This is a genomic window from Mesorhizobium sp. M0052, assembly GCF_040323255.1.
Taxonomy (GTDB): Bacteria; Pseudomonadota; Alphaproteobacteria; order Rhizobiales; family Rhizobiaceae; genus Mesorhizobium.
Genome location: NZ_JAMYUS010000011.1, coordinates 114,755 through 139,045, shown reverse-complemented (window position 1 = coordinate 139,045; position 24,291 = coordinate 114,755). Strand labels below are relative to the sequence as shown.

At 62.4% G+C, this 24,291-nt stretch carries 20 protein-coding genes and 1 pseudogene; 6 read left to right on the top strand and 15 right to left on the bottom strand.

Going from position 1 to position 24,291, the window contains the following annotated elements; all coding sequences use genetic code 11:
* Positions 1-82: 82 nt before the first annotated feature.
* The 6 genes from NKJ77_RS16940 to NKJ77_RS16915 form a co-directional block, all read right to left on the bottom strand.
* Positions 83-2,461: a polysaccharide biosynthesis tyrosine autokinase gene (locus NKJ77_RS16940; protein ID WP_023831198.1), complete on the bottom strand. Its 2,379-nt coding sequence runs from the start codon at positions 2,459-2,461 to the stop codon at positions 83-85.
* A gap of 183 nt (positions 2,462-2,644) precedes the next feature.
* A complete protein-coding gene (gene galU, locus NKJ77_RS16935) occupies positions 2,645-3,541 on the bottom strand; it encodes a UTP--glucose-1-phosphate uridylyltransferase GalU (RefSeq protein WP_023668795.1) in 897 nt (298 codons plus the stop codon).
* 75 nt (positions 3,542-3,616) lie between these two features.
* Positions 3,617-4,567 carry a glycosyltransferase family 2 protein gene (locus tag NKJ77_RS16930; protein WP_023831199.1) on the bottom strand — a complete coding sequence of 317 codons (951 nt, stop codon included), beginning with the start codon at positions 4,565-4,567 and terminating at the stop codon, positions 3,617-3,619.
* Complete coding sequence (locus NKJ77_RS16925; protein WP_023696972.1) at positions 4,557-5,504, bottom strand: glycosyltransferase family 2 protein; 948 nt, start codon at positions 5,502-5,504, stop codon at positions 4,557-4,559. The genes NKJ77_RS16930 and NKJ77_RS16925 overlap by 11 nt, the downstream gene beginning before the upstream one ends.
* On the bottom strand, positions 5,501-6,496 hold the full coding sequence (locus NKJ77_RS16920; protein WP_352535493.1) for a glycosyltransferase family 2 protein: 996 nt from the start codon (positions 6,494-6,496) through the stop codon (positions 5,501-5,503). Before NKJ77_RS16920 ends, NKJ77_RS16925 begins: the two co-directional genes overlap by 4 nt.
* A 44-nt stretch (positions 6,497-6,540) precedes the next feature.
* Entirely contained in the window at positions 6,541-7,713 is a 1,173-nt protein-coding gene (locus tag NKJ77_RS16915) for a glycosyltransferase (protein ID WP_023684222.1), read from the bottom strand.
* 178 nt (positions 7,714-7,891) lie between these two features.
* On the opposite strand from NKJ77_RS16915, the pseudogene NKJ77_RS16910 reads away from it, so the two are divergent.
* Positions 7,892-9,058 (top strand): annotated as a pseudogene (locus tag NKJ77_RS16910) (polysaccharide pyruvyl transferase family protein); the annotation flags it as partial.
* Between the two features lie 225 nt (positions 9,059-9,283).
* On the opposite strand, the gene NKJ77_RS16905 reads toward NKJ77_RS16910, so the two are convergent.
* The 9 genes from NKJ77_RS16905 to NKJ77_RS16865 all read right to left on the bottom strand — a co-directional run bounded on the left by NKJ77_RS16905 (position 9,284) and on the right by NKJ77_RS16865 (position 19,931).
* On the bottom strand, positions 9,284-10,747 hold the full coding sequence (locus NKJ77_RS16905; RefSeq protein WP_023831201.1) for a lipopolysaccharide biosynthesis protein: 1,464 nt from the start codon (positions 10,745-10,747) through the stop codon (positions 9,284-9,286).
* The gene (locus tag NKJ77_RS16900) at positions 10,744-11,913 is read right to left on the bottom strand and encodes a glycosyltransferase (RefSeq protein WP_023831202.1); all 1,170 of its coding nucleotides are present in this window, start codon (positions 11,911-11,913) and stop codon (positions 10,744-10,746) included. Before NKJ77_RS16900 ends, NKJ77_RS16905 begins: the two co-directional genes overlap by 4 nt.
* 221 nt (positions 11,914-12,134) lie before the next feature.
* Positions 12,135-13,376, bottom strand: a complete 1,242-nt coding sequence (locus NKJ77_RS16895) for a glycosyltransferase (RefSeq protein WP_023702332.1) — start codon at positions 13,374-13,376, stop codon at positions 12,135-12,137.
* A 223-nt stretch (positions 13,377-13,599) separates the two neighbouring features.
* Positions 13,600-14,679 carry a glycosyltransferase gene (locus NKJ77_RS16890; RefSeq protein ID WP_023668804.1) on the bottom strand — a complete coding sequence of 360 codons (1,080 nt, stop codon included), beginning with the start codon at positions 14,677-14,679 and terminating at the stop codon, positions 13,600-13,602.
* Between the two features lie 31 nt (positions 14,680-14,710).
* Complete coding sequence (locus NKJ77_RS16885; RefSeq protein WP_023668805.1) at positions 14,711-16,042, bottom strand: UDP-glucose dehydrogenase family protein; 1,332 nt, start codon at positions 16,040-16,042, stop codon at positions 14,711-14,713.
* A 55-nt stretch (positions 16,043-16,097) separates the two neighbouring features.
* A complete protein-coding gene (gene exoK / locus NKJ77_RS16880; protein WP_023668806.1) occupies positions 16,098-16,997 on the bottom strand; it encodes an endo-1,3-1,4-beta-glycanase ExoK in 900 nt (299 codons plus the stop codon).
* 121 nt (positions 16,998-17,118) lie between these two features.
* Positions 17,119-17,514 carry a cytochrome P450 family protein gene (locus NKJ77_RS16875; protein WP_023668807.1) on the bottom strand — a complete coding sequence of 132 codons (396 nt, stop codon included), beginning with the start codon at positions 17,512-17,514 and terminating at the stop codon, positions 17,119-17,121.
* A gap of 127 nt (positions 17,515-17,641) precedes the next feature.
* A complete protein-coding gene (locus NKJ77_RS16870) occupies positions 17,642-18,664 on the bottom strand; it encodes a glycosyltransferase family 2 protein (protein WP_023831203.1) in 1,023 nt (340 codons plus the stop codon).
* Positions 18,665-18,806: 142 nt separating this feature from the next.
* Complete coding sequence (locus tag NKJ77_RS16865; RefSeq protein WP_023831204.1) at positions 18,807-19,931, bottom strand: nucleotidyltransferase family protein; 1,125 nt, start codon at positions 19,929-19,931, stop codon at positions 18,807-18,809.
* A gap of 484 nt (positions 19,932-20,415) precedes the next feature.
* Between NKJ77_RS16865 and NKJ77_RS16860 the strand changes: the two genes are divergently transcribed.
* From NKJ77_RS16860 to NKJ77_RS16840, 5 genes are all read left to right on the top strand, one after another.
* Entirely contained in the window at positions 20,416-20,568 is a 153-nt protein-coding gene (locus NKJ77_RS16860) for a lasso RiPP family leader peptide-containing protein (protein WP_023684233.1), read from the top strand.
* 162 nt (positions 20,569-20,730) lie between these two features.
* Entirely contained in the window at positions 20,731-21,000 is a 270-nt protein-coding gene (locus NKJ77_RS16855; RefSeq protein WP_245261370.1) for a PqqD family protein, read from the top strand.
* A gap of 25 nt (positions 21,001-21,025) precedes the next feature.
* Positions 21,026-21,400 (top strand): lasso peptide biosynthesis B2 protein, encoded by a 375-nt coding sequence (locus tag NKJ77_RS16850; RefSeq protein WP_245266111.1) that lies wholly within the window; start codon positions 21,026-21,028, stop codon positions 21,398-21,400.
* 3 nt (positions 21,401-21,403) lie between these two features.
* Positions 21,404-23,320 carry a lasso peptide isopeptide bond-forming cyclase gene (locus tag NKJ77_RS16845; RefSeq protein ID WP_352535492.1) on the top strand — a complete coding sequence of 639 codons (1,917 nt, stop codon included), beginning with the start codon at positions 21,404-21,406 and terminating at the stop codon, positions 23,318-23,320.
* A complete protein-coding gene (locus NKJ77_RS16840) occupies positions 23,320-24,288 on the top strand; it encodes a phosphoenolpyruvate carboxykinase (ATP) (protein ID WP_023715553.1) in 969 nt (322 codons plus the stop codon). Before NKJ77_RS16845 ends, NKJ77_RS16840 begins: the two co-directional genes overlap by 1 nt.
* Positions 24,289-24,291: the final 3 nt, after the last annotated feature.

Below are 24,291 nucleotides of genomic sequence, written 5' to 3'. Positions count from 1 at the left end.
TGCTTCTTCGTTTGAGCGTGATCCTTTCCGAAAACCGGATCCGCTTTTCCGGATCACGCTCCTTTTCAGGATCGCGCTCCGTTCAGGCGGCGGTCTTGGCCCGCACGTCCGATTTCTCCAGATAGTAGGTCGAATAGCGGTCGAAGAACTTTTCCGAGCCGCCGAGCGAGCCGTATTTCGGCAGCTTCTTCAGATCGACCTTGTTGAGCACGGCGCCGACGACCTTGCTTGCGACGTAGGGTTCCTGCTCCAGCAGCGAGCGCACCATGGCGCGCGGCGTGCGGCCCCATTCGGCAACCAGCACGAAGCCGTCGACCAGCGGCGCAAACGCCTTGGCGTCGACCACGGGGCCGAGCGGCGGCAGGTCGACGATGATGTACTCGAACGTCTCCTTGGCGTTGTCGATGAAGCGCCGCATGCCGGCCGACGACAGCAGCTCGCTGGTATGCGAGAACTGCCCACGCAGCACGGCCGGGATGATCGCCAGCTTGGTCTGGCGGTCGACTTTGCCGACCGACTGCCAGGTCTGGCCGTTGACCACGGCCTCCATCAGCCCCTGCTCGGCCTCCATGCCGAGGTTGCGGCTGAGGCCAGGATTGCGCAGATCGGCGTCGATCAAAAGCGTCTTCGAGCCGTTGGCGGCCAGCAATCCGGCGAGATTGGCGGCGACCGTAGACTTGCCCTCGCCGGGCAGGACCGAGACCACGCCTATGACCCGGCTGCCTTGCCCTTCCATGACGACGTCGAAGGCGATCTTGGCGTTGCGCAGCGTTTCGGAGAACATCGATGCCGGCGCATCGACGCTGACCCGCATGCGCGCCCGTTTCTCGGCCGCCGACAATGTGTTGGCGCCTTTGGCATCCGCCGCACCGCCGTCGGCGTCCTTGCCGAGCCTGCCGCCGATCATCGGCAAATAGCCGAGGAATTTGAGGCCGACGCGATCGCGAATGTCCTCGCCGGTCCTGAAGAAGCGCTCGTTGAACTCATTCAGGCCACCGAAGCCGGCGCCAAGCAGCACGCCAAGCACCAGCGACAGCGCCAGCACCCTGGAGGTGCGCGGGCTTGAGGCGGAAAGCGGCGTTGAGGCATCCGAGATGATGCGGACCTTGCCGACCGGGAAGGATTGCTGCTGCGAGGCCTCCTCGTAGCGGCTAAGGAAGGTCTGGTAGAGCGTGGTCAGCGCCTGCGCCTGCTGGTCGAGTTCGCGCAGTTTGACCTGGCTCTGGTTGTCGATGGAGCTCTTGCCGGCCGCGTCGGCGATCTTCTGCCTCAGTGAGGTCTCGCGTGAAAGCGCGACTTCATATTCATTGCGATAGCTTTCGGTCAGTTGCTTCAACTCGCCGAAAATCTGGGTCGACAGATCGGCCTTTTCCTTGGCCAGCGCCACCGCCTGCGGATGGTCGGCGCCGAAATTGGCCGTCACATCCTGCAGCCGCTTGGCCACTGTGAGATAGCGGGTCTTGAGCGTTGCAATGACCGAGCTTGCCGGCTGATCGCTTGAGATGGCGGAATCGTTGAAGGCATTGTCCGAGCCGCTTTCGACGATGGTCTTGTATTGCTGGTAGCGGGCGCTGGCGCGCGCCGTATCGGCCTGCGCGACGATCAGTTGCGCGGTGAGATCGGCAATCTGTTTGTCGCTGATCAGCTGGCCGTCGCTGTTGGCGGCCAGACCATGCTCGGCCCTGAATTTCTCGACCGCCATAGCGGCCGCCTGTGAGTTCTGACGAAGCTCGGTCAGCCGGCCCTGCAGCCAGACCGCAGCGCGTTCGGTGGCGTCGAAACTGGCGTTGAGCTGGTCGGCGAGATAGGCGTCGGCATAGGCCTTGGTGATGGCGGTGGCGAGCGCCGGATTGGTCGACTGGTAGCCGATGGCGAGCACATAGGAGCGGCCGTTGCGCTGCGCCAGCACCTCGCTCTGCAGCTTCAGCACGGCATAGTCGTGGCGCGCCGTCTGCATCATGGCCTGGCGTGTCGCCTCATCGACGTTTTCCATGCCGGGAATCTGCTCGGCGGAACTTGAGCGGAAATAGCCGATCACGCCGCGCACGAAGCCGATGCCCTTGACCAGCGCCGATTGCGGCGGGTTCATGAACTCTGCGCTCTGGTCGAGTTTCAGCTTGTCGACCACCACCGAGGCCAGCCGCGCCGAGGTGATGATTTCGATCTGGCTGAGCAGGGCGGCGTCGGTCTGCATGGTGACGGATGCAGCCGAGATGTCGTCGATGACCTTGTTCAGGCCTTCGTCGATCAGCACGCTGGCGACCGACATGTATTGCTTGGGCGTGGTCTGCAGATAGAGCAACCCCAGGAACAGGCCAATGATGGCGCAGACTGCCACCACCTTGACCTGACGCGCCGCCATGCCAAGCAGGCGCTCGACGTCGATGAAGTCTTCACCCTTTTCCTGATCGGGGTTGGGCAACGGCATCCTCTTGTCGAGAGGAAAGCTGGCATAATTCATCTTCGATCCAATTCTAGGTTACAGGCGCCGGAGCGAGACGGGGCACCTCGCCCGGAGCTGCGGAGATCGGGGGCAAGATATGCAACGCAAGCTTCATGCCATCTGGCGCCAGGCCTGAGCGGCCTGGCGTGCAGGCACGAGCCGCGCCATCGTCCAAACGCATATGCCCTCGAAAGATGGGCATTATGCGGCCACTTCCTGACGCTCATGCGACCGCACGAACGCCTGCAGCATTTCCAGCACAGGTCCCTTCATGTCGTCGCGCGCCAGCGCGAAGGCGATGGTCGCCTCTATGAAGCCTTCCTTGGAGCCGCAGTCGAACATGCGGCCATTGAAAGGCTGGGCAAAGAAAGACTGGCTTTTCGCCAGCCGCACCATGGCATCGGTAAGCTGGATTTCGTTGCCGGCGCCGCGCTGCTGGTTGCCCAGCAGCGAGAAGATCTCGGGCTGCAGGATGTAGCGGCCGTTGATGTAATAGTTCGACGGCGCATTGGCCGGCGCCGGCTTTTCGACCATGGCCGTCACCTCGAAGCCACTGCCTGTCTCGGCGCCGCGCCCGACGATGCCGTATTTGCTGGTCTCGCTGGGATCACAGCGCTCGACGGCGATCACATTGCCGCCGGTCTGCTGATAGAGATCGACTGTTTCAGCCAGGCAACCTCGGCGGCCGAACGACACCATATCGGGGAGCAGCAGGGCGAAGGGCTCGTCGCCGATGACTTCGCGTGCGCACCACACCGCATGGCCGAGACCATGTGGCGACTGCTGGCGGATGAAGCTGGTGGCGCCGGCCACGGGCAGCATGCTTTCGAGCGCCTCCAGCTGGGTCTTCTTGCCGGTTTGTTCGAGCGTTCCAATCAGTTCGGGGTGCAGGTCGAAGTAGTCCTCGATGACAGCCTTGTTGCGGCCGGTGACGAACACGATGTGCTCGATGCCGGCTTCGAAGGCCTCGTCCACCGCATATTGGACGACCGGCCGGTCGACCACGGGCAGCATCTCCTTCGGAATCGACTTGGTTGCCGGCAGGAACCGTGTTCCAAGCCCCGCCACAGGGATGACTGCCTTCCTGATTTTCTTCATCGCAAATTCCTTCTGAGCAGATCGATTTCAGCCTGTTGCAGGCCACGAACAAACGTCTTCATGTACTCGCCCTCCTTACCTCTCCGCGCCGACGGCAAACTGCGCCGCCACCCTTTTGAGGCGGACGGCGATCGGCATCGACATGTGCCTGACAGCCGCCGGATCACTTAGCGCGGTGCGTATCGCTTTCAACGGCGAACGCGCCTTGATGTGCTGGACCAGCGACAGGAACGATGCCGCCTTGCGCAGGCTGCGGGCGCGTTTGGCGAAGGCGGCCGCAGCAGCAGCGTCCATGGAATTGGTCTCGGCGAAGACCGCGTCGGCCTTGCGCATCGCCTCGATATGGTGAAGCTCGAGCACGCGCGAGATCGAGCCCGTGCGGATGTGGTAGATATAGCCGGTCGTCGGCTCGACGACGCATTTTCCGCCCTTGGCCAGCGCGTTGGCGAGCAGGATGTAATCCTCGCCGATGCTCAGACTTTGATCATAGCGAAGGTCGTTTTCGATCAGGAAACGGCGCTGGAAGATCGGCTTGAGATAGCCAAGGTTGAACGTGGACTCGAAAACGATGTTGCCAGCGATGTAGTCGGCGAGCGTGATTTCACGCAGGCCCTCCAGATATTCGGCGGGAAACATCGTCGCTTCGGCAATGCCGTCCTCGCGCACCACCTGGAGGTTGTCGACGGCGATCACAGCGCCCGCGCTTTCGGCCCGCGCGATCATGGCGGAAAGCCGCCCGGGCAGGACGGCATCGTCGGAATCGAGCACCGCAACCCAGCGGCCGGAAGCCAGTTCGAGCCCGGCATTCCTGGCGCCGCCAGGGCCACGATTTGCCGGCAGCGCAACCACTTTGACGACATCTTCGGGATAGGCTCTTGCAACGTCGAGCGTGTTGTCGCGCGACTGGTCGTCGGCGACGATGATTTCGACGCTGACACCGCGCTGGGCCATGGCGCTTGCGATCGCCCGGTCGAGCGTGGCCGCGGCATTGTGGGCTGCGATGACAAAGGAGACGTCAGGCTGCACGCTTGCCTCCTTGCTGCGGGGAAGACAGTCCGTATTGGCGAATTTCGCTGATACCGACCAGGCCGCTGACGACGCCGACATGCATGATGCCGCGCAGCACGCTGCGGTTGCGGCGGACCGGGCTAATCGCGGTCAACGCCGCCATGCCGAAGCAATAGACGGCCTTGGCCGAGGCAAGGCCGACAGCCTTCGCACGCTCTATCACGCCTGCGTCATGGCCGATGAGGTGGCCATGCGTCTGGCCGAAGCGGAAGCGGCGGCGGCGCAGCCAGTCGAAAGCGGCTCGCGAACGCGGCACGACTTCCTCGACCCACGCCTCCGGCGCAAAGGCGATGCGACCGCCTGCCTTGACCATGCGGTCGAAGAATTCGGTGTCCTCGCCGCCGCTCTGGCCGCGCGCCAGGCTGAAACGACGGTCGCGCAAGCTGTCGGCGCTCATCCTCAAAAGGACGTTGCAGGTGTAGCCGGTGCGGATTTCGCCCTGCACCCAGACCGGCAAGGTCGAATGGAAATCGCCCTTGCGCATCCAGTCCGGCGCATCCGGGCGGTAGAGCGCCCGCACCGGACCGAGCACGGCCTCGGCGCCGCTTGTCTCCGCGATAGCAATCAGTTCGGCCAGCCATTGCCGGGAAGCGGTTTCATCGTCGTCGATGAAGGCGACAAAATCGGCCGTGCTGGCATCAAGACAGGCGTTGCGGGCAACCGAGATGTTGCGCGCCGGAGCGTGCCGGTAGCGGGCCACGAGCTTCAATTCGCTCGCCAGCGCGGTCACCAGCGGCTCGGCGGTCGGCTCGTCGTCATTGTCGGCGACGATGACGCCGATGCCGAAACCGGCAGGCATATCCATGGCAGCGAGCGACCGCAGCGTGTCGGCCAGTTCCGGCCGCCGGAACGTGCAGACGCAGATGTCGATTCGGCGGCTGTCGGCGACCATCATGCCACCCCGCGCTGCGATCGCGAGCCGAGCAGTTGCAGCCAAAACCCGAGCGACCAGCCGAAATGCATGACCATCGCCGAAATGCCCGCCAGCACATTGTTGGGATTGCGCTGGCTGATGGCGGTCACAGCGCCGTAGCCCAGACAGACCGAAGTCCAGACCAGCAGCGGCACCGCCGCCAGCCAGTGGATAAAGGAAAATACCGCGAGAAGGACGACCGGCGCCACCAGCAGCGGGATCATCTGCCGAACTTTCGGGATCATACGGTGCTTGAGCACATTCTTGGCGCGGCCGCGGCCATAGCCGAGATATTGGAAATACAGGCCCTTCAGCGACGAACGCGGATAGTAGACCATCTGCGTCTTGCCGCTCATCCAGATGCGGTAGCCAGCCTGGCGCAGCCGGTAGTCGAGTTCGGCATCCTCATTGTGGCTGAAGCTCTCGTCATAGCCGCCGACCGCGGTGAAGGCCGAAATCCGGATCAGCGCGTGATGGCCGTGGTCGACCCATTCGCCGGCCGAGAGGTGCCGGTGCTTGGAGCCGCCGCTGCCGAGCTTGGAATTCTGCGCCGCCGCGACCGCTTTCTGCACCGCGCCGCTGCCGCTGGTCAGCATCGAGACGACGACCGAATCGGCTGAAGTGGCGAGCGCCTCCTCGACCAGCCGGTCGCAATAATCGGCGGGATAGCCGCCATGGGCATCAATGCGGATCAGGTATTCGGCGCCGTCACCGAGGCTGGCGACGGCGAGATTGATCGCCGCGCTCTGGATACGTTTTGGGTTGTGCAGGAGGACGACCTGAGGGTCCTTGGCCGCAACCGCTTCGACAATGGCCAAAGTACCATCGGTGCTGCCGCCATCGGCAACGACGATGCGGGCGCCGAGCCTTAGCGCTGCCGGCCTGAGCTGCTCGAGCAACGCGCCGATATGGGCTGCCTCATTCAGGCACGGAATGACGATCAGGCTTGGCGGCAGCGCTTCGGTTTGCGTCATCGGCGCCTTCCCATGCTCTGTATTTTTCCCATCATCAGCCATCGCTAAGCCAGCGCTTCGGTGACGAAGGGACCGGGGACCGCCGCCAGACCGCGCAGCCTGTCGACAAAGGCGCGGCAGTCGCTGCGGTCGTAGCTCCAGGTTCGTGGGTTGCGGGCCAGCACACGCGCCTTGGCCTTGCCGAAGTGCTCCTGGTCCATGCGGCCGAGCGCGGTTTCCAGGATTTCGGGCGTGGCATCGGAAAGCAGGACGCCAATGTCCTGCTGGTCGAGAAAGCGCCCGGTCTCGGTATTGCCCATCGAGATCGGCACGGCGCCGAAGCGGCAGCCCTCATAGAGGCGGTTGGGCAGCAGCCATTCCGAATTCTGCCCTTCCTCGAAGAAATCGATCGCCCAGGAAAAATGCACTTCGCCGTAGATCGCGGCCATGTCTTCCGGGTTGCGGTAGGGGCCACGAAAGGAGAGATAGGGTTCGGCCTCGACAAAAGCGTGGAAATCCGGGAATTCCGAGAGTGCCGGACGGCCCCGGAGGACGACCTCGAAGCGCCCGCCCTGACGGCGCGTGAAGTCGGCCAGCAGCTCCAGCGAGCGGCGGCAGCGCAGCGCGCCGAACCAGCCGATGCGCCACGGGGGTGCTGCAGGGTTTTCGGCCTTTGACCTGTCATCCAAGGCGATCGGCGCGGTTTCGAAGTATTTGTTTTCGACCAGTTCCACCGGTGCGGCGACCTGCCCGAACGGCTTGAAATAATTGGCGATGAAGGCCGGTGAGCTCGTCACCAGAAGCTTCACGTCGCGGGCGAGATAACGCTCCGCTGTGCGCAGTGCTTTGCCCAGCATGTCATTGCGCAGCACCAGGCGATGGATGTCGAGGCATTCGTAGACGATCGGCACGCCGCCGCGAAAGGCGGCCTTGGCGCGCCTGGCCAGCGCCAGCATTTCCAGATTGCGCGCGATGATGAGGTCGGGCTTCGGCATCGCCGCAAGCTTCGAGCCTATCGACAGCGCCGCCTTGGCGACCGCCGCCAGACGCTGGCCGAATCGGCCGTCACGCGTCGCGCCGAGGTCGACCGGCTGCAGCCCCTCGACGTCGGGAACAGCATTTGTGGTCCGACGGAAGCCGGCCAACGTGACCCGCGCGCCGCCTGCCTTGAGCATTATGATCCGCCGGCGCACCGCCGGGTCGGAAACATCGTGCACAAGGTACAAGACATGCAGCATGAAAACTCGACCGCTGTTGGCCCACCCAGGGGAATGCTAACCCAGCTTTTGCTGCATCGCAACATTTTTGGTGCGCCGTAGCATAAGTGCACGTTTTTTTGTTGCACTGCAAAATTGATGCGTTACCCTCCGTCGGGCTTGAGCGCCGCTCTGGCTGGTCACCCAGCCCGATGCAGCGATGGATTGTGACGCGAGCCGCATCGGGATCGTCCTGGCGTGGGTATTTTCGGTCACCATGCCCGTCCTAGGCACCGCAGGCCACGCCGCGGAATCTGCTGACGAAATGAGGTATCCCATGAAGATCGTCGTTGAAAACACAGTCTGCCTGAATACCGGGGATGCGGCGATTCTGCTGGCGATCCGCCACATTCTCAAGACGATCGTGCAAGGCGACGTGCGGTTTGCCGTCTTCGACAGCCAGCCCGAGGTTGCGGAACGACTCTATCCGAAGACGGATTATCCCGACCTCGAATTTCATAAGCTGCTGTCGGAATCCCTGTTCCGATACAAGAATGGCAGCGGGCTGAGGGACCGGTTCAAGCCGATCTACAATCGGCTCGTTCTCCAGGCCCTGCGCTGGTTTGGCAGCAGCGCGCTAGGCAATTTTTTCAGCCATCGCGACCGGCGCGGTCTCGATATCTACGCCGACGCGGACATGGTGGTCACCACAGGGGGAACCTATCTCGTCGAGAACTACAATCTCGAACGACGCCTCAATCAGTTCAGGCTCGATGCCGTATTTGGCAAAGATCCGGTCTTCTTCACGCAATCCCTCGGTCCGTTCGACAAAAGTTACAACCGCCAGGAGCTCGGCCCGATCTTTGACCGCAGTCCGCTCATCCTGTTGCGCGACGAACGGTCGCGGACCCATATCCGGGACTTGGTGAAGGATCTCGGCAAGTGCCACGTGGTGGCCGATGCCGTATTCGCCTTGGCCGATACCGACAGGATCCGCAAGCGTCTCGCTTCCAGCCAGCCGCCGGCGTCGACGGGCCGCGTCGCTATTTCGGTCCGCCACTGGAACTACGTCAGCGACGGTGAGGGCGGCATGCGCCGCTATCTGGATTCGGTCCGCGAGATCGCCACAATTCTTGTCAGGGACCTTGGCAAGGAGGTGACCTTCGTCTCCACGTGTCAGGGCGTGCCGGAATATGCCCATGACGATTCCAAGACCGCACAGGCCATCGTTGCCGAGCTCGATCCTGAGATCGCCAGCCACGTGACAGTGGACGCTTCGTTCCACACGCCGGACCAGTTGATGGCGCTGGTGAAGGGCTTCGACTTCGTCGTCGCGACGCGCATGCATATGATGATCATGTCGCTTTGCGTCGGCACGCCGGTGCTGCCGATCGCCTACGAGTTCAAAACCAAGGAAGTGGCCAAGCGAATCGGTGTCGACGATGTGCTGCTCGACATCGACACCGTGACGCCCGAAGAGGCGCGCGAAAAGCTCGGCCGGTTTGCGGGAAATCTCGACCGCTATCGCAAGACAAGCCTTCAGGCCGTGCTCGAAGAACATGCTTCGGCAATGTCGGCCACAAACCTGCTGGCGCCGCTGATCGCCGGCCGCTCAGCGGATATTGCGCGCGGCGTTGGACAGGGTGGTGAACAAAGCGCGTCGCGACTGCGGGACGGCAAGCATGAAAACGAGACCGATGCCGTAGTTGAGGGCAAGCGCCAAAAAGACCGCGAGCAGGTCTGACTGGCCCGTTAGAGACGCCGGCAACCACAGGTACAGGAACCAGGCAAGCAGGGACGAGGCGATGAAAAGCCCCTGCATGAGCAGGAAGTCGGCGGCGGTCACCGGACCGACGCGATGGACCAGTAGCGCCAGCACGGGAACGCGCAGCACGTAACCGCTGATGGCATAGGCCGCGGCAACGCCGACGGCGCCCCAGTGCAGGCCGACGACGAAGGCAGCGACGGTCGTCAGCGACGAATAGATGCCCCAATGGAACATGGTCTTCGTCTTGCCCTGACAGATGAATATCCATCCCGTCGTGCTTGAAACGGACTGGACCAGGCTGGCGATGCCCAGCCAGGCAAAGATCGGTGCGACCGGTGCCCAGCCCGCGCCGAAGAGAAGTCCGACGATCTGATTGGAGGTCAGCGTCAGCGCCGCGATGCCAGGCATGGTAACGGCCGCCAGCATCCAGTTGGTGCGCACATAGATATCGCGAAAGCGGGCCTTATCATCGTGGATGCGGCTGAGCAGCGGCACCATGACCCGTGTCAGCGGCTGGTTGATGTTCTGCAGCGGGAACAACAGGAGCTTGTAGGCGCGGTCGTAATAGCCGAGTTCGATCGCACCGGAATATTTTCCGATGAGAATGTTGTCGAGATTGCGCGAGAAGAAGTTGGCGAGGTTGAAGCCGGTCAGGTTGGCGCCGAACGACAATATATCGGCATCGACCTTCAGGTCCGGCCGCAAAGGCGTCCAACGCGCCACCAGCCAGGCGGCAGCCAGGGCGATAGCTGCCGAAACCGCCGGGCCGATGACCAGCGACCAGTAGCCCAACCCCTCATAGGCCGCGATCGCGGCGGCCAGAAGTCCGGCGGCGGCGCTTATTACGTCGTTCAGTGCGAGCTGGCCGAACTGCAGGTGCCGGTTCATCAACGCCAGCGGCACTGCGGCGAGACTGCCGAGAAGCAGCGGCAGGGCGGAGCCAAGGGTGATGCCGGACATACGTTGATCGCCATAGAACGCGGCGATGGCAGGCGCCAGGCCGGCCACTACCACGGCACTACCCAGCCCGACGAGCGCGCTGATCCAGAACACCTGGTTGAGCTGCTGGTTGCTGATGTCCTTGCGCTGAACCACAGCCTGCTGCAGGCCCAGATTCTGAAGCAGCCCGACGAAGGCGACGATCGGCCCGACGGAAGCCACCAGACCGAAATCCTCGGGGACGAGCAGACGGGCCAGCACGATGACGGAGAGAAACTGGATCGCCATCTTGAAGCCCTGGGCGCCGATGGTTACCAGCCCGCCGCGCAGGGCGACACGACCGAACTGGGGGGGCGGATTGGCGTTCATGCAAGCGACCTCGTTTCGCCAAGCCGCATGGCGATTTCCACGAAATGTTGGTTCAGCAGATCGGAGTTGAACTCCGCCTCGATCTTCTTGCGCGCCGCGAGAGCGATCCCTTCACACGGCTTCGGATTCTCGGCGATCCAGGCAAGCTTGCCGGTCAGCGCCGCAACGTCCCGCTCAGCCACGAGAAAACCCGTCTTGTGATCATCGATCAGTTCAGGGATCCCGGAATGATATGTGCTGACCACCGTCAGGCCGGCGGCCATCGCTTCCATCAGCGAAACCGGAATGCCTTCCAGATCGCCATCGCGGGCGCCGACGCTGGGCAGCAGGAACACATGCGCATCGCGCAGACGCTGTTTGACTTCGCTGTGCGGCCGGGGCCCAAGAAAATTCACCCTGTCGGCAATGCCGAGCTCTGCGGCGATCCCCTTCAGCTGCTCGAGAAGTTCTCCGCCGCCGATCACCGAGTAGATCCAGTCTCGCCGCGGCAGGCCAGCAAGCGCGCGAAGCGCATATTCGATGCCCTTCTTTTCAGTCAGGCGGCAGACCGAGATGAAAGAGAGCGTAGCCTGCTCCCATGAACGCCACCGATAGTCGATGTCACTCGGCCGCACCCCCATATGGTGAACCACAACCTGCTCCGGCGATGCACCGACCTCAATCAAGGCATCGCGGAAAAACGCATTCACCGGCAGTTGAAGAACGCCCTTTTCGAACACAATCTTGTAGCGCGCGAGCGTATTGTCATGCAGCGGTTCGCCGACATCACGGCCGTGAAATATCGTCACCAGGGGAGCGGAAATCCTCCCGCGCTTGATGGCGCGGGCCACGCGCATGCCGTTGTTGCCGAAATGGGCAACGATGACGTGGGCGCCCTGCAGTTTTCGCGCATGAGCAATGTCGATGGCGGTCGAGAGCTTGTCCCAGAACCTGCCGGACCACTTCCTGAGCAGCGGGCGATAGCGACCCAGGCCACCCCACCAGCATACGACCTTTCCTGGCAGCGCCTGCCAGCGCGGATCATCGATGTTGCTGTCCCTGCCGAAGGACGTCTCGTTGCAGACGACGCCGACTTCCATGCCGCGCTCAAGGCATCCGGCTATCTGGTCGAGAACAAAGGTTTCGGACAATGAGGGGAACTTGTCGACTACGAAGCAAATCTTCATCGGCAGGATGCGCTCGTGCGGAGAGCCGGTGTGCCCTTGACAAAAGCCGGGCCGAAAACAGGGTGCCGGAGGCACAAGACATGCAGCATGGAACTCTACCGCTGTTGGCCCACCCGCAGGGACGTTAGTATAGGTCTTGCTGCACTGCAACATTTTTGGTGCAGTGTAGCAAGATTTCCCTCGGCTTGGCGTGTCTGCCGATCAAACGCAGAGCAGCAGTGTCAGCCGGCAGATGAAGGATCCGCCAAGCCCTCGGAAACCCCGACATGACCGGCAGGTTCATGCGCAGGGCTCGATGTGGCAAGTTGGGTAACGATCTGCGCAAATCGTTCATTCAGAACATCTGCGTTGAAGTCGTCCTCGACTTTGCGGCGTGCGGCAAGCGCGATACGCTCGCATTCGGTCGGGTGCTCCCCGGCCCAGGCAAGCTTGCCGGCAAGCGCTGAGATATCTCGCTCGGGCGCAAGCAACCCCGTCTCCCCATCCTTGATGAGCTCCGGGATTCCCGAATGATACGTGCTGACCGCAATCAATCCGGCGGCCATGGCCTCCATGAGCGCGACCGGAATGCCTTCCATATCCCCGTCGCTGGCAGTGATACTTGGCAGCAAAAAGAGATGCGCCATGCGAAGCCGTCTTTTCACCTCTGCGTGAGGGAGGCTGCCGAGGAATGTTACGCGACCAGCCAAGCCCAGCTCTACGGCCAGCTTCTCCAGATTCATCCGCAGAGGACCGTCGCCAACAATGTCGTAACGCCAGTCTAGCTGCGGCTGGGAGGCCTTGAGAGAGGCCAGGGCTCGCAAGGCGAACTCGACGCCTTTCTTTTCGACCAGGCGGCAAACCGTCGTCACGACCAGTTGGGTGCCTTCCCACGATTCCCAGCGATAGCCGATTTCGCGGGTGTCAATTCCCATATGGTGGACCGTCGTGCTCGCCTGGGACAGGCCGGCTTCCAGCAGCATCGTGCGGAAGTAATCGTTGACGGGCAGGTTCAGGGTCCCATGCTTGGTCAGCCCGGCATATTGTGTCGCGAGCACTGCCTGCCGCGCCGGGATCGCCACGTCCGCGCCGTGAAAGATGGTTATGATCGGTGGTTTGAGCACCTTCCATTTCTTCAGTGCGGCTGCTCTCTCGCCGTTCTGTCCGAAGTGGGCGACAATCACGTCGCAGCGGTTCAGGCGGCGTGCAAAGGCGATGTCGAGAACGGTCGAGGCCTTGTATCGCAGACGCGGCGGCAGACGCTGTACAAATTTGCTGATTACAGCGGCCCATCGCCACCAATGTCGGGTTCTGGCGAGCAGCGTCGCCATCGGCTCGCTTTGCCGGTCAATTCGGTGGTCACCTTGCATCTTTTCGCAGACCACTTCGACCTGAAAGCCCCGCGCCAGCAGCCCAGCCATCTGGTCCACGACGAAGGTTTCCGAAAGCAGAGGGAATTCGCCGACGACAAAGCCCACGCGCATGACCCGCCCATAAGGTTGGGGCTTGCTCGGACCAAGCGGTCCATATCGCACAAGCCCTAATGTAGACAGGCAGAATACACGTTGATTGCTGCAGTGCCACAAAATATTGCACTGCAGCAATTAAAAGTGATCCGGACGGGCGCACGACGCCTGGACCTGGCTAACGGGAACTTTGCGCGACCACGGTCGTGCAGCGTCTCAGCTGAACTGCAACACGACGCGTTTAGGCTGCGCGCTCCAAACCGACACGTCTTGCGCGGTCGAGAACGCCCATGAACGTTGCGAACTGGCTGTCGGGGTTCATTTGCCGCCGCTCCGAAAACTGACGTGCTGTCGCTGACAGCCGCTTGTACTCGGCCTCATCGCTCCACAGCCGCCTGATCGTTGCGACCCAGTCGGCGAGCGGGGCGTCGTAGTCCAGTACCACGCCGCCGGCGCCGATCGCTTCCGGCAGACCGCCGCGCCGCGAGCCGACCACGGGAATGCCACTACAATGCGCTTCCGAGGCCACCCGGCCCCAGGCTTCTTCCCATTTGCTGGGCGCAAGCAGGATTTTCGTGCGGCCGTAGACCGTCTTCATGTCGCTGGTGCGGCTTTCCAGCTTGACGTTCTGGAGGGGAGAGATTGTTGCTTCGATCCGGGCTCGATGATCGTCGTCGAGCTTCCAGCTTTCGACGAACAGGAACGGGATCTCGGGACAGGCGGCGGCAATGCGCACCGCAAGATCGAAGCCTTTTTCCTCATATGGATTGATGAGCGTGACAAATTCACCGGTCGTCGGTGTGCTGTAGAACGCGGGATTGATGGTCGGCGGAATAACCGTCGAATCGATATCGAATTTTGCCTTATAGGCGCGCGCGGTGAACTCGGAGTTGGCGATATAGACCGCCGAATGGAGCTCACGCAGATCGCCGGCCAATTCGTCGAATTCGACATTCCTCAGATAGACGGTCAGCGGCACGCCAAGCCTCTGCAGCTCTCTGCCGATCGGCACCGAATTGTGGCACTGCACGACCGCGACATCCGGCCTCAACTTTTTGACGGCGAAGTCGGCCGCTTCCCAGGGGAACCACGCCCGTACAACCGGATAGCCCGGGAAATTGTCGATGACCGCGCGCTGACGAAGGAGCTTCATCTTGGCGCGCGCCCTGAAGCCGAACATGCCGTCGCCGAACAGCGCTGCCAGAACGGATGCCTCGTGACCGTTTTCGCGCAATTGCTCGACCAGGTGGTGGGTGCTCGACTGGACGCCCCCGCTGAATTGCGGCGTGTAGCCGGTGCCGCCTGCAAACAGAACTTTCATGAACCTGGCTCCGCGTTGTGCCGCCCTGCCTTCACGCCGCCATCCTGCCGATCGAGAAATACTCGATGCCGTGACGGGCGATGACCTTGGGATCATAGAGGTTACGGCCATCGAAGATGACCGGCGTGGTCAGGGCATCCTTCACCGCGTCGAAGGACGGGGCGCGGAAACTCTTCCATTCGGTGGCGATCAGCAACGCGTCGGCGCCGCGCAGTGCCGCCTCCTTGGTGCCGCACAACAAAAGGTCGTCGCGCAGGCCGTAGATGGCCTGGCATTCCTGCATCGCCTCGGGGTCGTAGGCCTGCACATTGGCGCCGGCCTGCCACAGCGCCTCCATCAGGACGCGCGCCGGCGCCTCGCGCATGTCGTCGGTGTTGGGCTTGAAGGCGAGGCCCCAGAGCGCGAAGGTCTTGCCCTTGAGACTGCCCTTGAAATAACGGTGCACCTTGTCGAACAGCACCGACTTCTGGGCATTGTTGCGCTCCTCCACGGCGCGCAGCAGCTTGGCGTCGAACTTGACACCTTCGGCGGTCTTGATCAGCGCGCGGACATCCTTGGGAAAGCACGAACCGCCATAGCCGAGGCCGGGATAGATGAAGTGGTAGCCGATGCGCGGATCCGAGCCGATGCCCTTGCGTACCTCCTCGATGTCGGCGCCGAGCTGCTCGGCCAAATTGGCCATTTCGTTCATGAAGGAGATCTTGGTCGCCAGCATGCAGTTGGCGGCGTACTTCGTGAATTCGGCGCTGCGCACGTCCATCACGATCATCTTCTCGTGGTTGCGGTTGAACGGCGCGTAGAGCTCCCGCATCACCGCCTCGGTGCCCTCGCTGTTGGTGCCGACAATGATGCGGTCAGGCTTCATGCAGTCGGCGACGGCGGAACCCTCCTTGAGGAACTCAGGATTGGAAGCGACGTCGAAAGCCAGGTCCTGGCGCCCGCGCGCCTTCAGCGTCGCGGCGATTTTGGCCTTCACCTTTTCGCAGGTGCCGACCGGCACGGTCGACTTGCCGACGACGATCTTGGGACCGTCCATCTCGCGGCCGATGGTCTCGGCCACCGCCAGCACATATTTGAGGTCGGCCGAACCATCTTCGCCGGGTGGCGTGCCGACCGCAATCATCTGGATCTCGCCATGCTTGACGCCGGCGGCGGCATCGGTGGTGAACTTGATGCGGCCGGCGGCGTGGTTCTCCTTGACCAGTGCCTCCAGTCCCGGTTCGAAAATCGGCACCAGGCCCTGGTTGAGCCGCTCGACCTTCTTTTCATCGACATCGACGCACACCACCTGGTGCCCGACCTCCGCCAGCACCGCGGCCTGCACGAGACCGACATAGCCAATTCCAAAGACCGTCAAATTCATTCGGGTTAATTCCTGTTCACGCCCTTTGGCCTTATATAGCCGGGCCGGTTCAGATCTACTTTATGCTGCTTACACTGCATGCCAGCGATTCCGGAAACTGGCACGGCTGGCCGAGCGCGGTGAAGGCGACGCGCTGCACCTGCATCGTCACCTGGCGGCCGGGGTCGGAAAAGGCGCCCATCCAGTTTTTCAGCGTGTCGCTGCCCCAGAGGCTGAAGAATATCTTCTGCGAGTGGGTCGGCAATTGCTCGGGATTGGTCACTTCCTGGACCAGCTTGCCGTTGACGTACCAGCGCAGCCGGTCCTTTTCCCAGATAAAGGCATAGTCGTTGAAGCCCTTGTCGGCGCCGCCTTCGACCTCGGCCAGCTTCTCGTTCTTGGGCTTGCCGGCGATGTAGCTGTTGACCTGCACCTTGGATGTATCCTTGGTCAGCACCTCGAAGTCGATCTCATACCAGGGCTGTTTGTCGGCAGGGCCGATATAGGTGAAGAAAGCGGCGTTGAGACCGGATCCGGTGTCGGTCTTCATCCGTGCTTCATAGGTCCCATAGCCGAAGCGCTGCTTGGTCTGGATCTCGGCGCAGGCGAACTCGCGGTCCTTCAGTTTGCGCTTTTCGAAGCCGAGCGTCAGCATGTTGTCGGAAAATTTTACCAGGCTTTTCGACCAGGTGCAGTTCTGGTGATTGCCGTTCGACCAACCGTCGGAGACATACCAGCGCGAACGATCGAAACTCTTGAAATCGTCGACGAAGGACGGTGCGCTTTGCATCTCCGGGGAGGCGTCCTGGGCGCGGGAGGGGTGGGCGGCGCCGAGCAGAGCTGCGGCTGCCGCCAACAGAAGCGCACCAACGGATAGAAGACGCGTTGGGTTTACAAGACGCATTGGCCGATTTGGCCGCGTCGAAATCATGGCATCGATTGCCGCCATGGGCGTCGTCTTCGGATCTGCGTTCATATCAATTCACCTTTGTGCTGTTCCGCCCCAACCCAAAGTCACCGATTGGCCCACATTGCTAACGGGCCGATCCCGATCCTCCGTCCCCGAACTTTCTCTTCTGTGTCTCGTGTGACCGTGTTCAGCCGAAGCGACCTGCGGGTTTGACATATTCCCCGTGCGAATCAGAACTCTGGCCATCCTCGCCGACGATCGCGTCGAGTGAATGACGCAGTTCCTTCATCCGGCTCGTCTGGCGCACCAGCTCGGCGATGCGCTGTTCGCAGTTCAGGATGGACTTCGTCAGCTCGCCGACTTCCGACAGCTTGCGTGCCGACGCCGAGCCGTTCTCCATCGACTCGACCAGGAAGGCCGCGTTGGTGGACTTCGACCGGTAGCGGGCCTCCAACCCGGTCTTCTCGGCCGCAATCTCGGCCGTGATCTGATCCAACAGCTTTGCCAGACGGTCGAAACGCGCCAGATCGGTCTGCTTGTCGCGCGCTGGGTCCCTGGACCTGAAGCCGAAAATTGAAGCCATCCGGTTGGCCTTCCAAAATTGCTGCACCGCAACATACAGTGCCATCGTCGGGGCGTGTAGGCAACCTCCGAGTTTCAGAAAGGCAATTTTTTCAGCCTTGCGGCCGCCGTCCCGGACTTGGCGGAGCCTACTTTTGCGCCGCCGTGTTGGTAGCGGCCATGAGGAAGCGCAAAGGCGGCACCGGCTGCTGCCGCGGGGACAGACCGGCGTGGCGAAACAACGCATCGAGCTTGTCGGCGGCCACGCCGACAACGATGGGAATGAAGTTCGACTGGCTGGCCAGCGCATAGGCGGCGGCAGACGCCATGCCGCGCTCGGCCTTCACATCGAGGAAATTGCGCAGCCGGTATTTGTCACGCACATGCCGCTCGTGCTTGCGCAGCAGGGCCTTGGAGCCTTCCGGCAGGCTGTCGATCTCGAGCAGTGCCAGATCCGCATCGGCGAGGCGCTTCAGATCCTGTGTCTTGTGGCGCCCGCTCAACGAATCGGCGCGCACGATCGCGCCATAGCCGCAGGAACGGATGACCTTGAAGCGTGCGCCAAGGGCAAAGGCGCGAGCGTAGAGTTCGTAATCTTCGCCGAGACGCAGGTTCTCGTCGTAACGCAGCCCATGCCTGTCGAGGAAAGCTCTTGATATCACCGGCTTGAGAAAGCCGAGTTCGCCGCGCTGGACACGCCGTCTGGAGATGTTGCCCTCGATGAATCGCTCGAAGTCGAGGAATTCCGGGTCCGCCGAAAAGGACGGGGCGACGATCTTCGAGACATCGGTCGCCGTATCGTCACGGATCAGCATGATGTTGTCGGCGGCGAAATCCCAGTCGGCGCTGGCAAACAGCTGGCGAAACCGTCCCTGAAGGAAGAAATCGTCGGCGTCGAGAATGCTGATGAAAGGTGATTCCGACCCGGCAATGGCGGTATTGCGGGCGAAGGACGGGCCGCGATTGGCGTCGAGCCGGATGACCGAAAGCCGGCCGCTGCCATCATCGGCAGCGCTGGCCACCTTTGCGGTGTCATCGGTGGAGGCGTCGTCGACGACGACGACTTCCGCCACCTCCGGCTCGCGCAGCGCCGAGGCGATGGCTGCGGGAATGGTCCGGGCCCCGTTGCGCGCCGCGATGATCACGCAGACCCGGGATTCTGTCATGGACATAGGGTGGCCTTTCGATTGCATAAAGTGTCGCGAGGCCCCTCGCCCTCCCGGCGCGCGGCGCCGGACCCCGATCCATCCCCCGATCCATCCCCAGCGGATCGGGACGGAACGTTATCTGCCTGCTGCATGACGACCCTCATCGTCACCGGCTTTCCCGCTCGAAAATCCGCCGGCTGAGGTCGGCTGACGCGGCCCAGCCGGCCTCGGTCAGATAGCGGACAGGTTCGCGGCCGCACAATTCCCACAAAACGGTGCGCCGTTGCGGCCATCTGAGCGACGACAGCCACGGCGCGATGACCATGTGGAACAGGTCTTCATTGCCGATGCGTGACAGGATCCTGGTGGCCCGATCCGACAGCAGCGTGCCGGCGCCACCAAGCAGCACATCGGCGGCGCGCAGGCCCAGCAGCAGGGTGTCAGCCAGCCCCTGCTCGGCCGCGTAGTCGAGCACAGTCTGCTGCTCGGCCTCGCTCAGCCGACTGGCAGCGGCCCGGATATCGCAGACATAGCCCGCGCATGGCTCGCGGTTGAACAGCGCCTTTGCGACACTGATGCAGGACAGAAGCAAAGTGTCGGAGGCCGAGATGAACGGCACGCTGGAGCCGGCGATCGCAAGCGCGCGCTTGCGGCGCAGGAACCCTTCCGTATCGCGCGGGCTGGGCGATCCCGGCTGCTGGAGCCGGTAATGGAGATCGACGGTGGACAATTTCCGACCTTGGCTGCGAACCATGTGCTGCTCGCCCAGAAAGCGCACCCACCAGACGGAGCGGGACTTGCCGGCGACCTCGTAGCCGATCGAGCGCAGCGCATCACGAGCTCTAAAGAAGCCGGCCGGCGACACCAATATGTCGACATCTCCGGACGGCTTCATGAAATGGTCGCCATAGAGCAGTTGCTGCTGGAGGGGGCCCTTCAGGAAGACGAAATCGATGCTGCTGCCGCGCAGCGCCTTGTCGATGGCCATCGAATCCATGATGCCGGACGAGTTCATCGCAATTGTGCGCCGGCGATAAGTGTCGAGCCACTCGAGCAATCCCGGCGGCGTCTCGCCCGCCGGTGGGCGCGACAGTGCCTTCAGCATGAAGGTGGCGACCTTGTTCAGCCTGGCGATATCGCAAACATCGGCAACGGAGATGGCCGGTGCAGGCGCGGCGCTGGGGCTCGCCCTGGAGGCGAAGAACAGCCGCAGGCAAGCCTGCACATAGGCCACTTCGTCGGCGCAGCCAGCGGCGCGCAACCTTTCGAAGGTCCCTTCCTGCAATGCCATATGCTGCAGCATCTCCGCAAAAAATTCGCCAGGCGCGTTATATTGCAACTGCGAAGCAAAGCATCGCCAAATTCATGCGCCGCGTCCAGTTTTTCCTTTGGCGCAATTTTCCTGCAACCTGAACGTTTCGCAACACAGTCCTACAACGAGATGCAAGGCGCCGCCTGATCGGGGCTTGTGGCGGGTACGTCAGCAACAATTTTTGTGGGAATGCGCCAGCGCCCAAGTGAGGAGCATTCGAAGGAAAATTTAACGTAATTAAATCAGATACTTAGTTGACGGCCTCGGACACTCTGCTGAATTCTCCTGAGATGTGAAATGCAAAGCGCTTTGATCACCATTGAAGGGAGTCGCAACCGAGAATTGATTAACGGCTGGTAAATCAGGCTTGACTCATAAATGCTGCCATGCAGCTATTGCGGTGCAGCAATAGCTCGCTGCCGGCAATCGACAGGCCGCTTCCAGTCCACAAGTGGAGAGTAAATTGGAACAGAATGTTGAAAAGCATGAGTACGAAACCCCTAGCCTGACGGTCCACGGCTCGATCGAGACCATCACGCAAGGCGGTAGCGGTACTACGGCACTCGACGCCTCGTTTCCGGCACATACGCCGGTCGGCGAACTCACCTTCTCCTGAGTATTCTCTCGTTGGGGTGACAAAGTCCGGACTCTGCAAACAGAGCGCACTAAGGAGAGTCGGGGGTCAAACCCCGGCTCTCGCGTTTTTGTCCGGAATTGCCGAAGCGTTGGTTGTGAGCGAGGTTTAGGAATGGACTGGAACCCCACGGACCATGATCGGATGAGCGCGAGCAAGGATGCCGTGGCCTGCGAATTCGGCAACGGCCTAGCGCTGCTCGATATGAGGTCCAACATCTATTACAGCCTGAACGGCGTCGGCGCCTATATCTGGGAGCTGATCCAGGAGCCGCGGCCGATTTCCGAAATCCGCAGCGCCGTGCTGGATCGCTACAATGTCGATCCGGAACGCTGCAAGGCCGATGTCGATGGATTGTTGAAGGGCTTGGCGGACGCTGGGCTTGCGAGGCTCCATGATGAGGAACTTGTCTAGAGCTTTCTCACTGAGCGGGCCGGAGATGCTCTTTCTCGCCCACTGCCTTGCGGTGGTCGTGTCGGTGCGGCTGGGGCTGACGCTGCTTTCCTACAACAAAGTGCGCCGCATGGTGACCCGGCTCGACGCGCGCGAACCAGCCGACATCGGCGATCTCAGGCGTGTCGCCTGGGGCGTGGCTGCGGCTGCCCGCCTGGTGCCTGGCGCAAGCTGTCTGACCCAAGCGCTTTCCGGCCAATATTTGCTTGCCCGCCAGGGCAACGCCTCAAAAATCCGCATCGGCATCGAGCGCGATACCGGCACCGAGTTGAAGGCGCATGCCTGGCTGGTCAGCGGCGACCACATCGTGCTCGGCGGCTCGCTTGGCGGGTTTAACCATCTCGTCGACCACGGCCATTGAGCGATGAGCGGCGTCGCCGGAATTCTGCTGAGGCAGGAAGGCAGGAAGGCCGCCGCGGCCGGCATCCAGCGCATGCTTGCCCGCATGCAACATCGCGCGCCTGACGGCAGTTCGTGGTGGATGGACGAGGGCGTCGTTCTTGGCCACGCCTGGCTCAACACCACCGATGAAGCCGGCCCCGGCCCGCTGACCATGGCCGGCGGCAAGCTCGCGATCACCGCGGACTGCCGGCTGGACAATCGCGACGAATTGCTGGCCAGGCTCGGCATCAGGGACAGTTCGGTTGCCGACGCCGTGCTTGTGATGCGCGCCTATCTGCGCTGGGGCGAAGCCTGCCCCGAGCATCTGCAAGGCGACTTCGCCTTTGCCATCTGGGATGGCGAGCGCCGGCAGCTGTTTTGCGTGCGCGACCATTTCGGCGTCAAACCGTTCTACTATCATTCGAGCGACCGGCGCTTCGTCTTTGCCTCGGAGATCGGGCCGATCCTCGATGCCGGCGGCGTCGACATGCGCATCAGCGAACACCAGATTTCGGGATTCCTGGCCGGGCTGCCCGACGATCCGCAGTCGACAGCCTATGCCGATATCTTCCGCCTGCCGGCGCGCCACAGTCTGACAGTGACCGGCAACCAGGTGGTGCTGCGCCGCTACTGGCAGATCGAACCCTCGCCAAGGCCGATGCGATCGGATACGGCCGAGGAATTCCGGCATCTGTTTTCGCAATCGGTCCGCAACCGTATGCGCGGCACGCCTGCGGTCGGCGCAATGCTGAGCGGAGGGCTCGATTCCTCCTCGATCGCCTGCGTGGCGGGCCTTCAGAATGCCGCGCAGAGAAAGCCGAGGCTGCCGACGTTTTCGCTGGTGTTCGAAAAGGGTTCGCCGATGGACGAGCGGCCTTTCATCGAGGCAGTGCTTGGACAGGAGAAGGTCGACGGCACTTTGATTTCCGTCGGCAACTACGCGCCCTTCGCCGAGTTCGAACGCATTCTGGAAGAGCAGGAGGAAACGTTCCTGGCCCCCGGCCTGTCGCTGACCCGCGACATCTACAGGACCGCCGGCGCCAAGGGCATGAAGGTGCTGCTGGACGGCCATGGCGGCGACGAGGTGGTTTCGCAGGGCCACGGCCATCTGCACGAACTCGCCTATGCCGGCAAATGGATGGAGCTGTGGCGCGAGCTGCGCAGCGCCTCCAACACCTATGGCGATGGCATGCTCGGCCTCTACTACCAGTTCCTTACCCTTTACGGGCCGGCCTGGCGCATCGCGAGAATCAAGCGGTTCGCGAACCGCGTGCTTGGCAAATTGCGGCGCCATCCCACTGGGCGGCCGGCGACGAGCTGGCGCGCCCTGATCAATCCGGACCTGGCGATGCGTACCGACCTCGTCGAACGGTTCCGCAGGGCCGGCTATATGCCGCCCGCGGTCAGCGCCAGCGAGACCTTGACCCATCGCTGGCTGCTGTCGAACGGCATGGTGCCGCACGCCTTCGAGGTTCTCGACAAGGCCGCCGCCAATTTCGGCGTCGAGCCGCGCTACCCCTTCTGGGACAAGCCGCTGGTCGAGTTCTGCCTGGCACTGCCCGGCGCGGAAAAGCTGAACCAGGGCTTTGGCCGCTCGGTGTTGCGCCGTGCCATGGAAGGAATTTTGCCCCCGGCGGTGCAGTGGCGGCGCGACAAGATCGATTTCACCTCCAATTTGGTCAAAGGCATGCTGGGCAATCACCGCGATCTCCTGGACAAGGTGCTGGTGAAAGATGCGGCGCGGATTGCCCCTTACGTCAACCTGCCTGAGGTGACCGCCGCCTATGGCCGCATTTCCAGCCAACCCGAGGCCGCGACCTTGCCCGATGTCCAGTATGTATGGCGTTCGATTTCGCTATCGTTGTGGCTGCGGCAGGTGCAACAGCGCGGGAGCCACTGATGATGCCGGCCAACATGCCTCTTGCCGCTGATGACCGCCATGCAATTGCTGCTCGCGCACAGCACTTCTACAAAGCCTATGGGCTGACGATCGCTTCGCAGGTCGAACTGCCAGAGCTAGAGCCGAGCGAACCAGCTTGCGTCGATGTGCTGATCACCGTCGGCCCGATCGACCTGCCAAAACCCTCGCCCGAGACCGGAACTGCTTTCCGTTTCGAGCCGCGGCAGCAATATTTGGCATGGCAGACGGTCGGCGCCTTCCTGATCACCGATGCCTGCCGCATCGAGGTGGAGCCGGCGCCCGATGTCGACGATGCGCTGCTGGCGTTTCCGCTGCTCGGTCCGGTCATGGCACTGCTCCTGCACCAGCGCGGCCTGCTCATCCTGCACGCCAGCGCCATTGCGGTCGGCGGCAAGAGCGCTGTCTTCATGGGCGACAAGGGCGCCGGCAAATCGACGACTGCAAGCGCGATGATCCGGGCCGGCCATCGCTTGCTGACCGACGATGTCGTGGCGCTCGATCTCACGGACCGGCCGATGATCGTTCCGGGCTTTCCGCAGCTGAAACTCGCCGCCGATGCGGCCGCCGCGTTTCCCATCCGCCAGGCAGAAATACGCCCGCAGGTGCATGCGGCGATCGACAAGATGCAGCATCGCCTGCACGCCGGATTTGCGGCAGACGCGGTGCCGGCGACCCGGATTTATATCCTCGAGCGCAGCGACAAGGCAGCGATCACGCCGCTGCCAGGCATCGGCGCCCTGCCGGCCATCATCAAATTTTCCTATGTGACGCGTTTCGGCCGTCCAGCCCTGGTCGGCGATTTTGCCACGACACATCTTCGCCAATGCGCGGCCCTGGCCAGCCAGATCGGCGTCTGTCGCCTCGAAGTGCCGACCGGGCTCGACCGTATCGGCGAAGCCGTCGCCCTGATCGAAAACGATCTGGCGGCCGACAAAGGGCCGCGGTGACTG

Excerpts from the sequence above, each read along its gene's own strand:
- NKJ77_RS16840 (WP_023715553.1), top strand. The coding sequence starts at position 23,320 with ATGATGCCGGCCAACATGCCTCTTGCCGCTGATGACCGCCATGCAATT.
- NKJ77_RS16870 (WP_023831203.1), bottom strand. The coding sequence starts at position 18,664 with ATGTCCATGACAGAATCCCGGGTCTGCGTGATCATCGCGGCGCGCAAC.
- NKJ77_RS16865 (WP_023831204.1), bottom strand. The coding sequence starts at position 19,931 with ATGGCATTGCAGGAAGGGACCTTCGAAAGGTTGCGCGCCGCTGGCTGC.
- NKJ77_RS16855 (WP_245261370.1), top strand. The coding sequence starts at position 20,731 with ATGAGCGCGAGCAAGGATGCCGTGGCCTGCGAATTCGGCAACGGCCTA.
- NKJ77_RS16920 (WP_352535493.1), bottom strand. The coding sequence starts at position 6,496 with ATGACGCAAACCGAAGCGCTGCCGCCAAGCCTGATCGTCATTCCGTGC.
- NKJ77_RS16940 (WP_023831198.1), bottom strand. The coding sequence starts at position 2,461 with ATGAATTATGCCAGCTTTCCTCTCGACAAGAGGATGCCGTTGCCCAAC.
- NKJ77_RS16900 (WP_023831202.1), bottom strand. The coding sequence starts at position 11,913 with ATGAAGATTTGCTTCGTAGTCGACAAGTTCCCCTCATTGTCCGAAACC.
- NKJ77_RS16885 (WP_023668805.1), bottom strand. The coding sequence starts at position 16,042 with ATGAATTTGACGGTCTTTGGAATTGGCTATGTCGGTCTCGTGCAGGCC.
- NKJ77_RS16850 (WP_245266111.1), top strand. The coding sequence starts at position 21,026 with ATGCTCTTTCTCGCCCACTGCCTTGCGGTGGTCGTGTCGGTGCGGCTG.
- NKJ77_RS16895 (WP_023702332.1), bottom strand. The coding sequence starts at position 13,376 with ATGCGCGTGGGCTTTGTCGTCGGCGAATTCCCTCTGCTTTCGGAAACC.
- NKJ77_RS16905 (WP_023831201.1), bottom strand. The coding sequence starts at position 10,747 with ATGAACGCCAATCCGCCCCCCCAGTTCGGTCGTGTCGCCCTGCGCGGC.
- NKJ77_RS16845 (WP_352535492.1), top strand. The coding sequence starts at position 21,404 with ATGAGCGGCGTCGCCGGAATTCTGCTGAGGCAGGAAGGCAGGAAGGCC.
- NKJ77_RS16915 (WP_023684222.1), bottom strand. The coding sequence starts at position 7,713 with ATGCTGCATGTCTTGTACCTTGTGCACGATGTTTCCGACCCGGCGGTG.
- NKJ77_RS16875 (WP_023668807.1), bottom strand. The coding sequence starts at position 17,514 with ATGGCTTCAATTTTCGGCTTCAGGTCCAGGGACCCAGCGCGCGACAAG.
- exoK (WP_023668806.1), bottom strand. The coding sequence starts at position 16,997 with ATGAACGCAGATCCGAAGACGACGCCCATGGCGGCAATCGATGCCATG.
- NKJ77_RS16890 (WP_023668804.1), bottom strand. The coding sequence starts at position 14,679 with ATGAAAGTTCTGTTTGCAGGCGGCACCGGCTACACGCCGCAATTCAGC.
- galU (WP_023668795.1), bottom strand. The coding sequence starts at position 3,541 with ATGAAGAAAATCAGGAAGGCAGTCATCCCTGTGGCGGGGCTTGGAACA.
- NKJ77_RS16925 (WP_023696972.1), bottom strand. The coding sequence starts at position 5,504 with ATGATGGTCGCCGACAGCCGCCGAATCGACATCTGCGTCTGCACGTTC.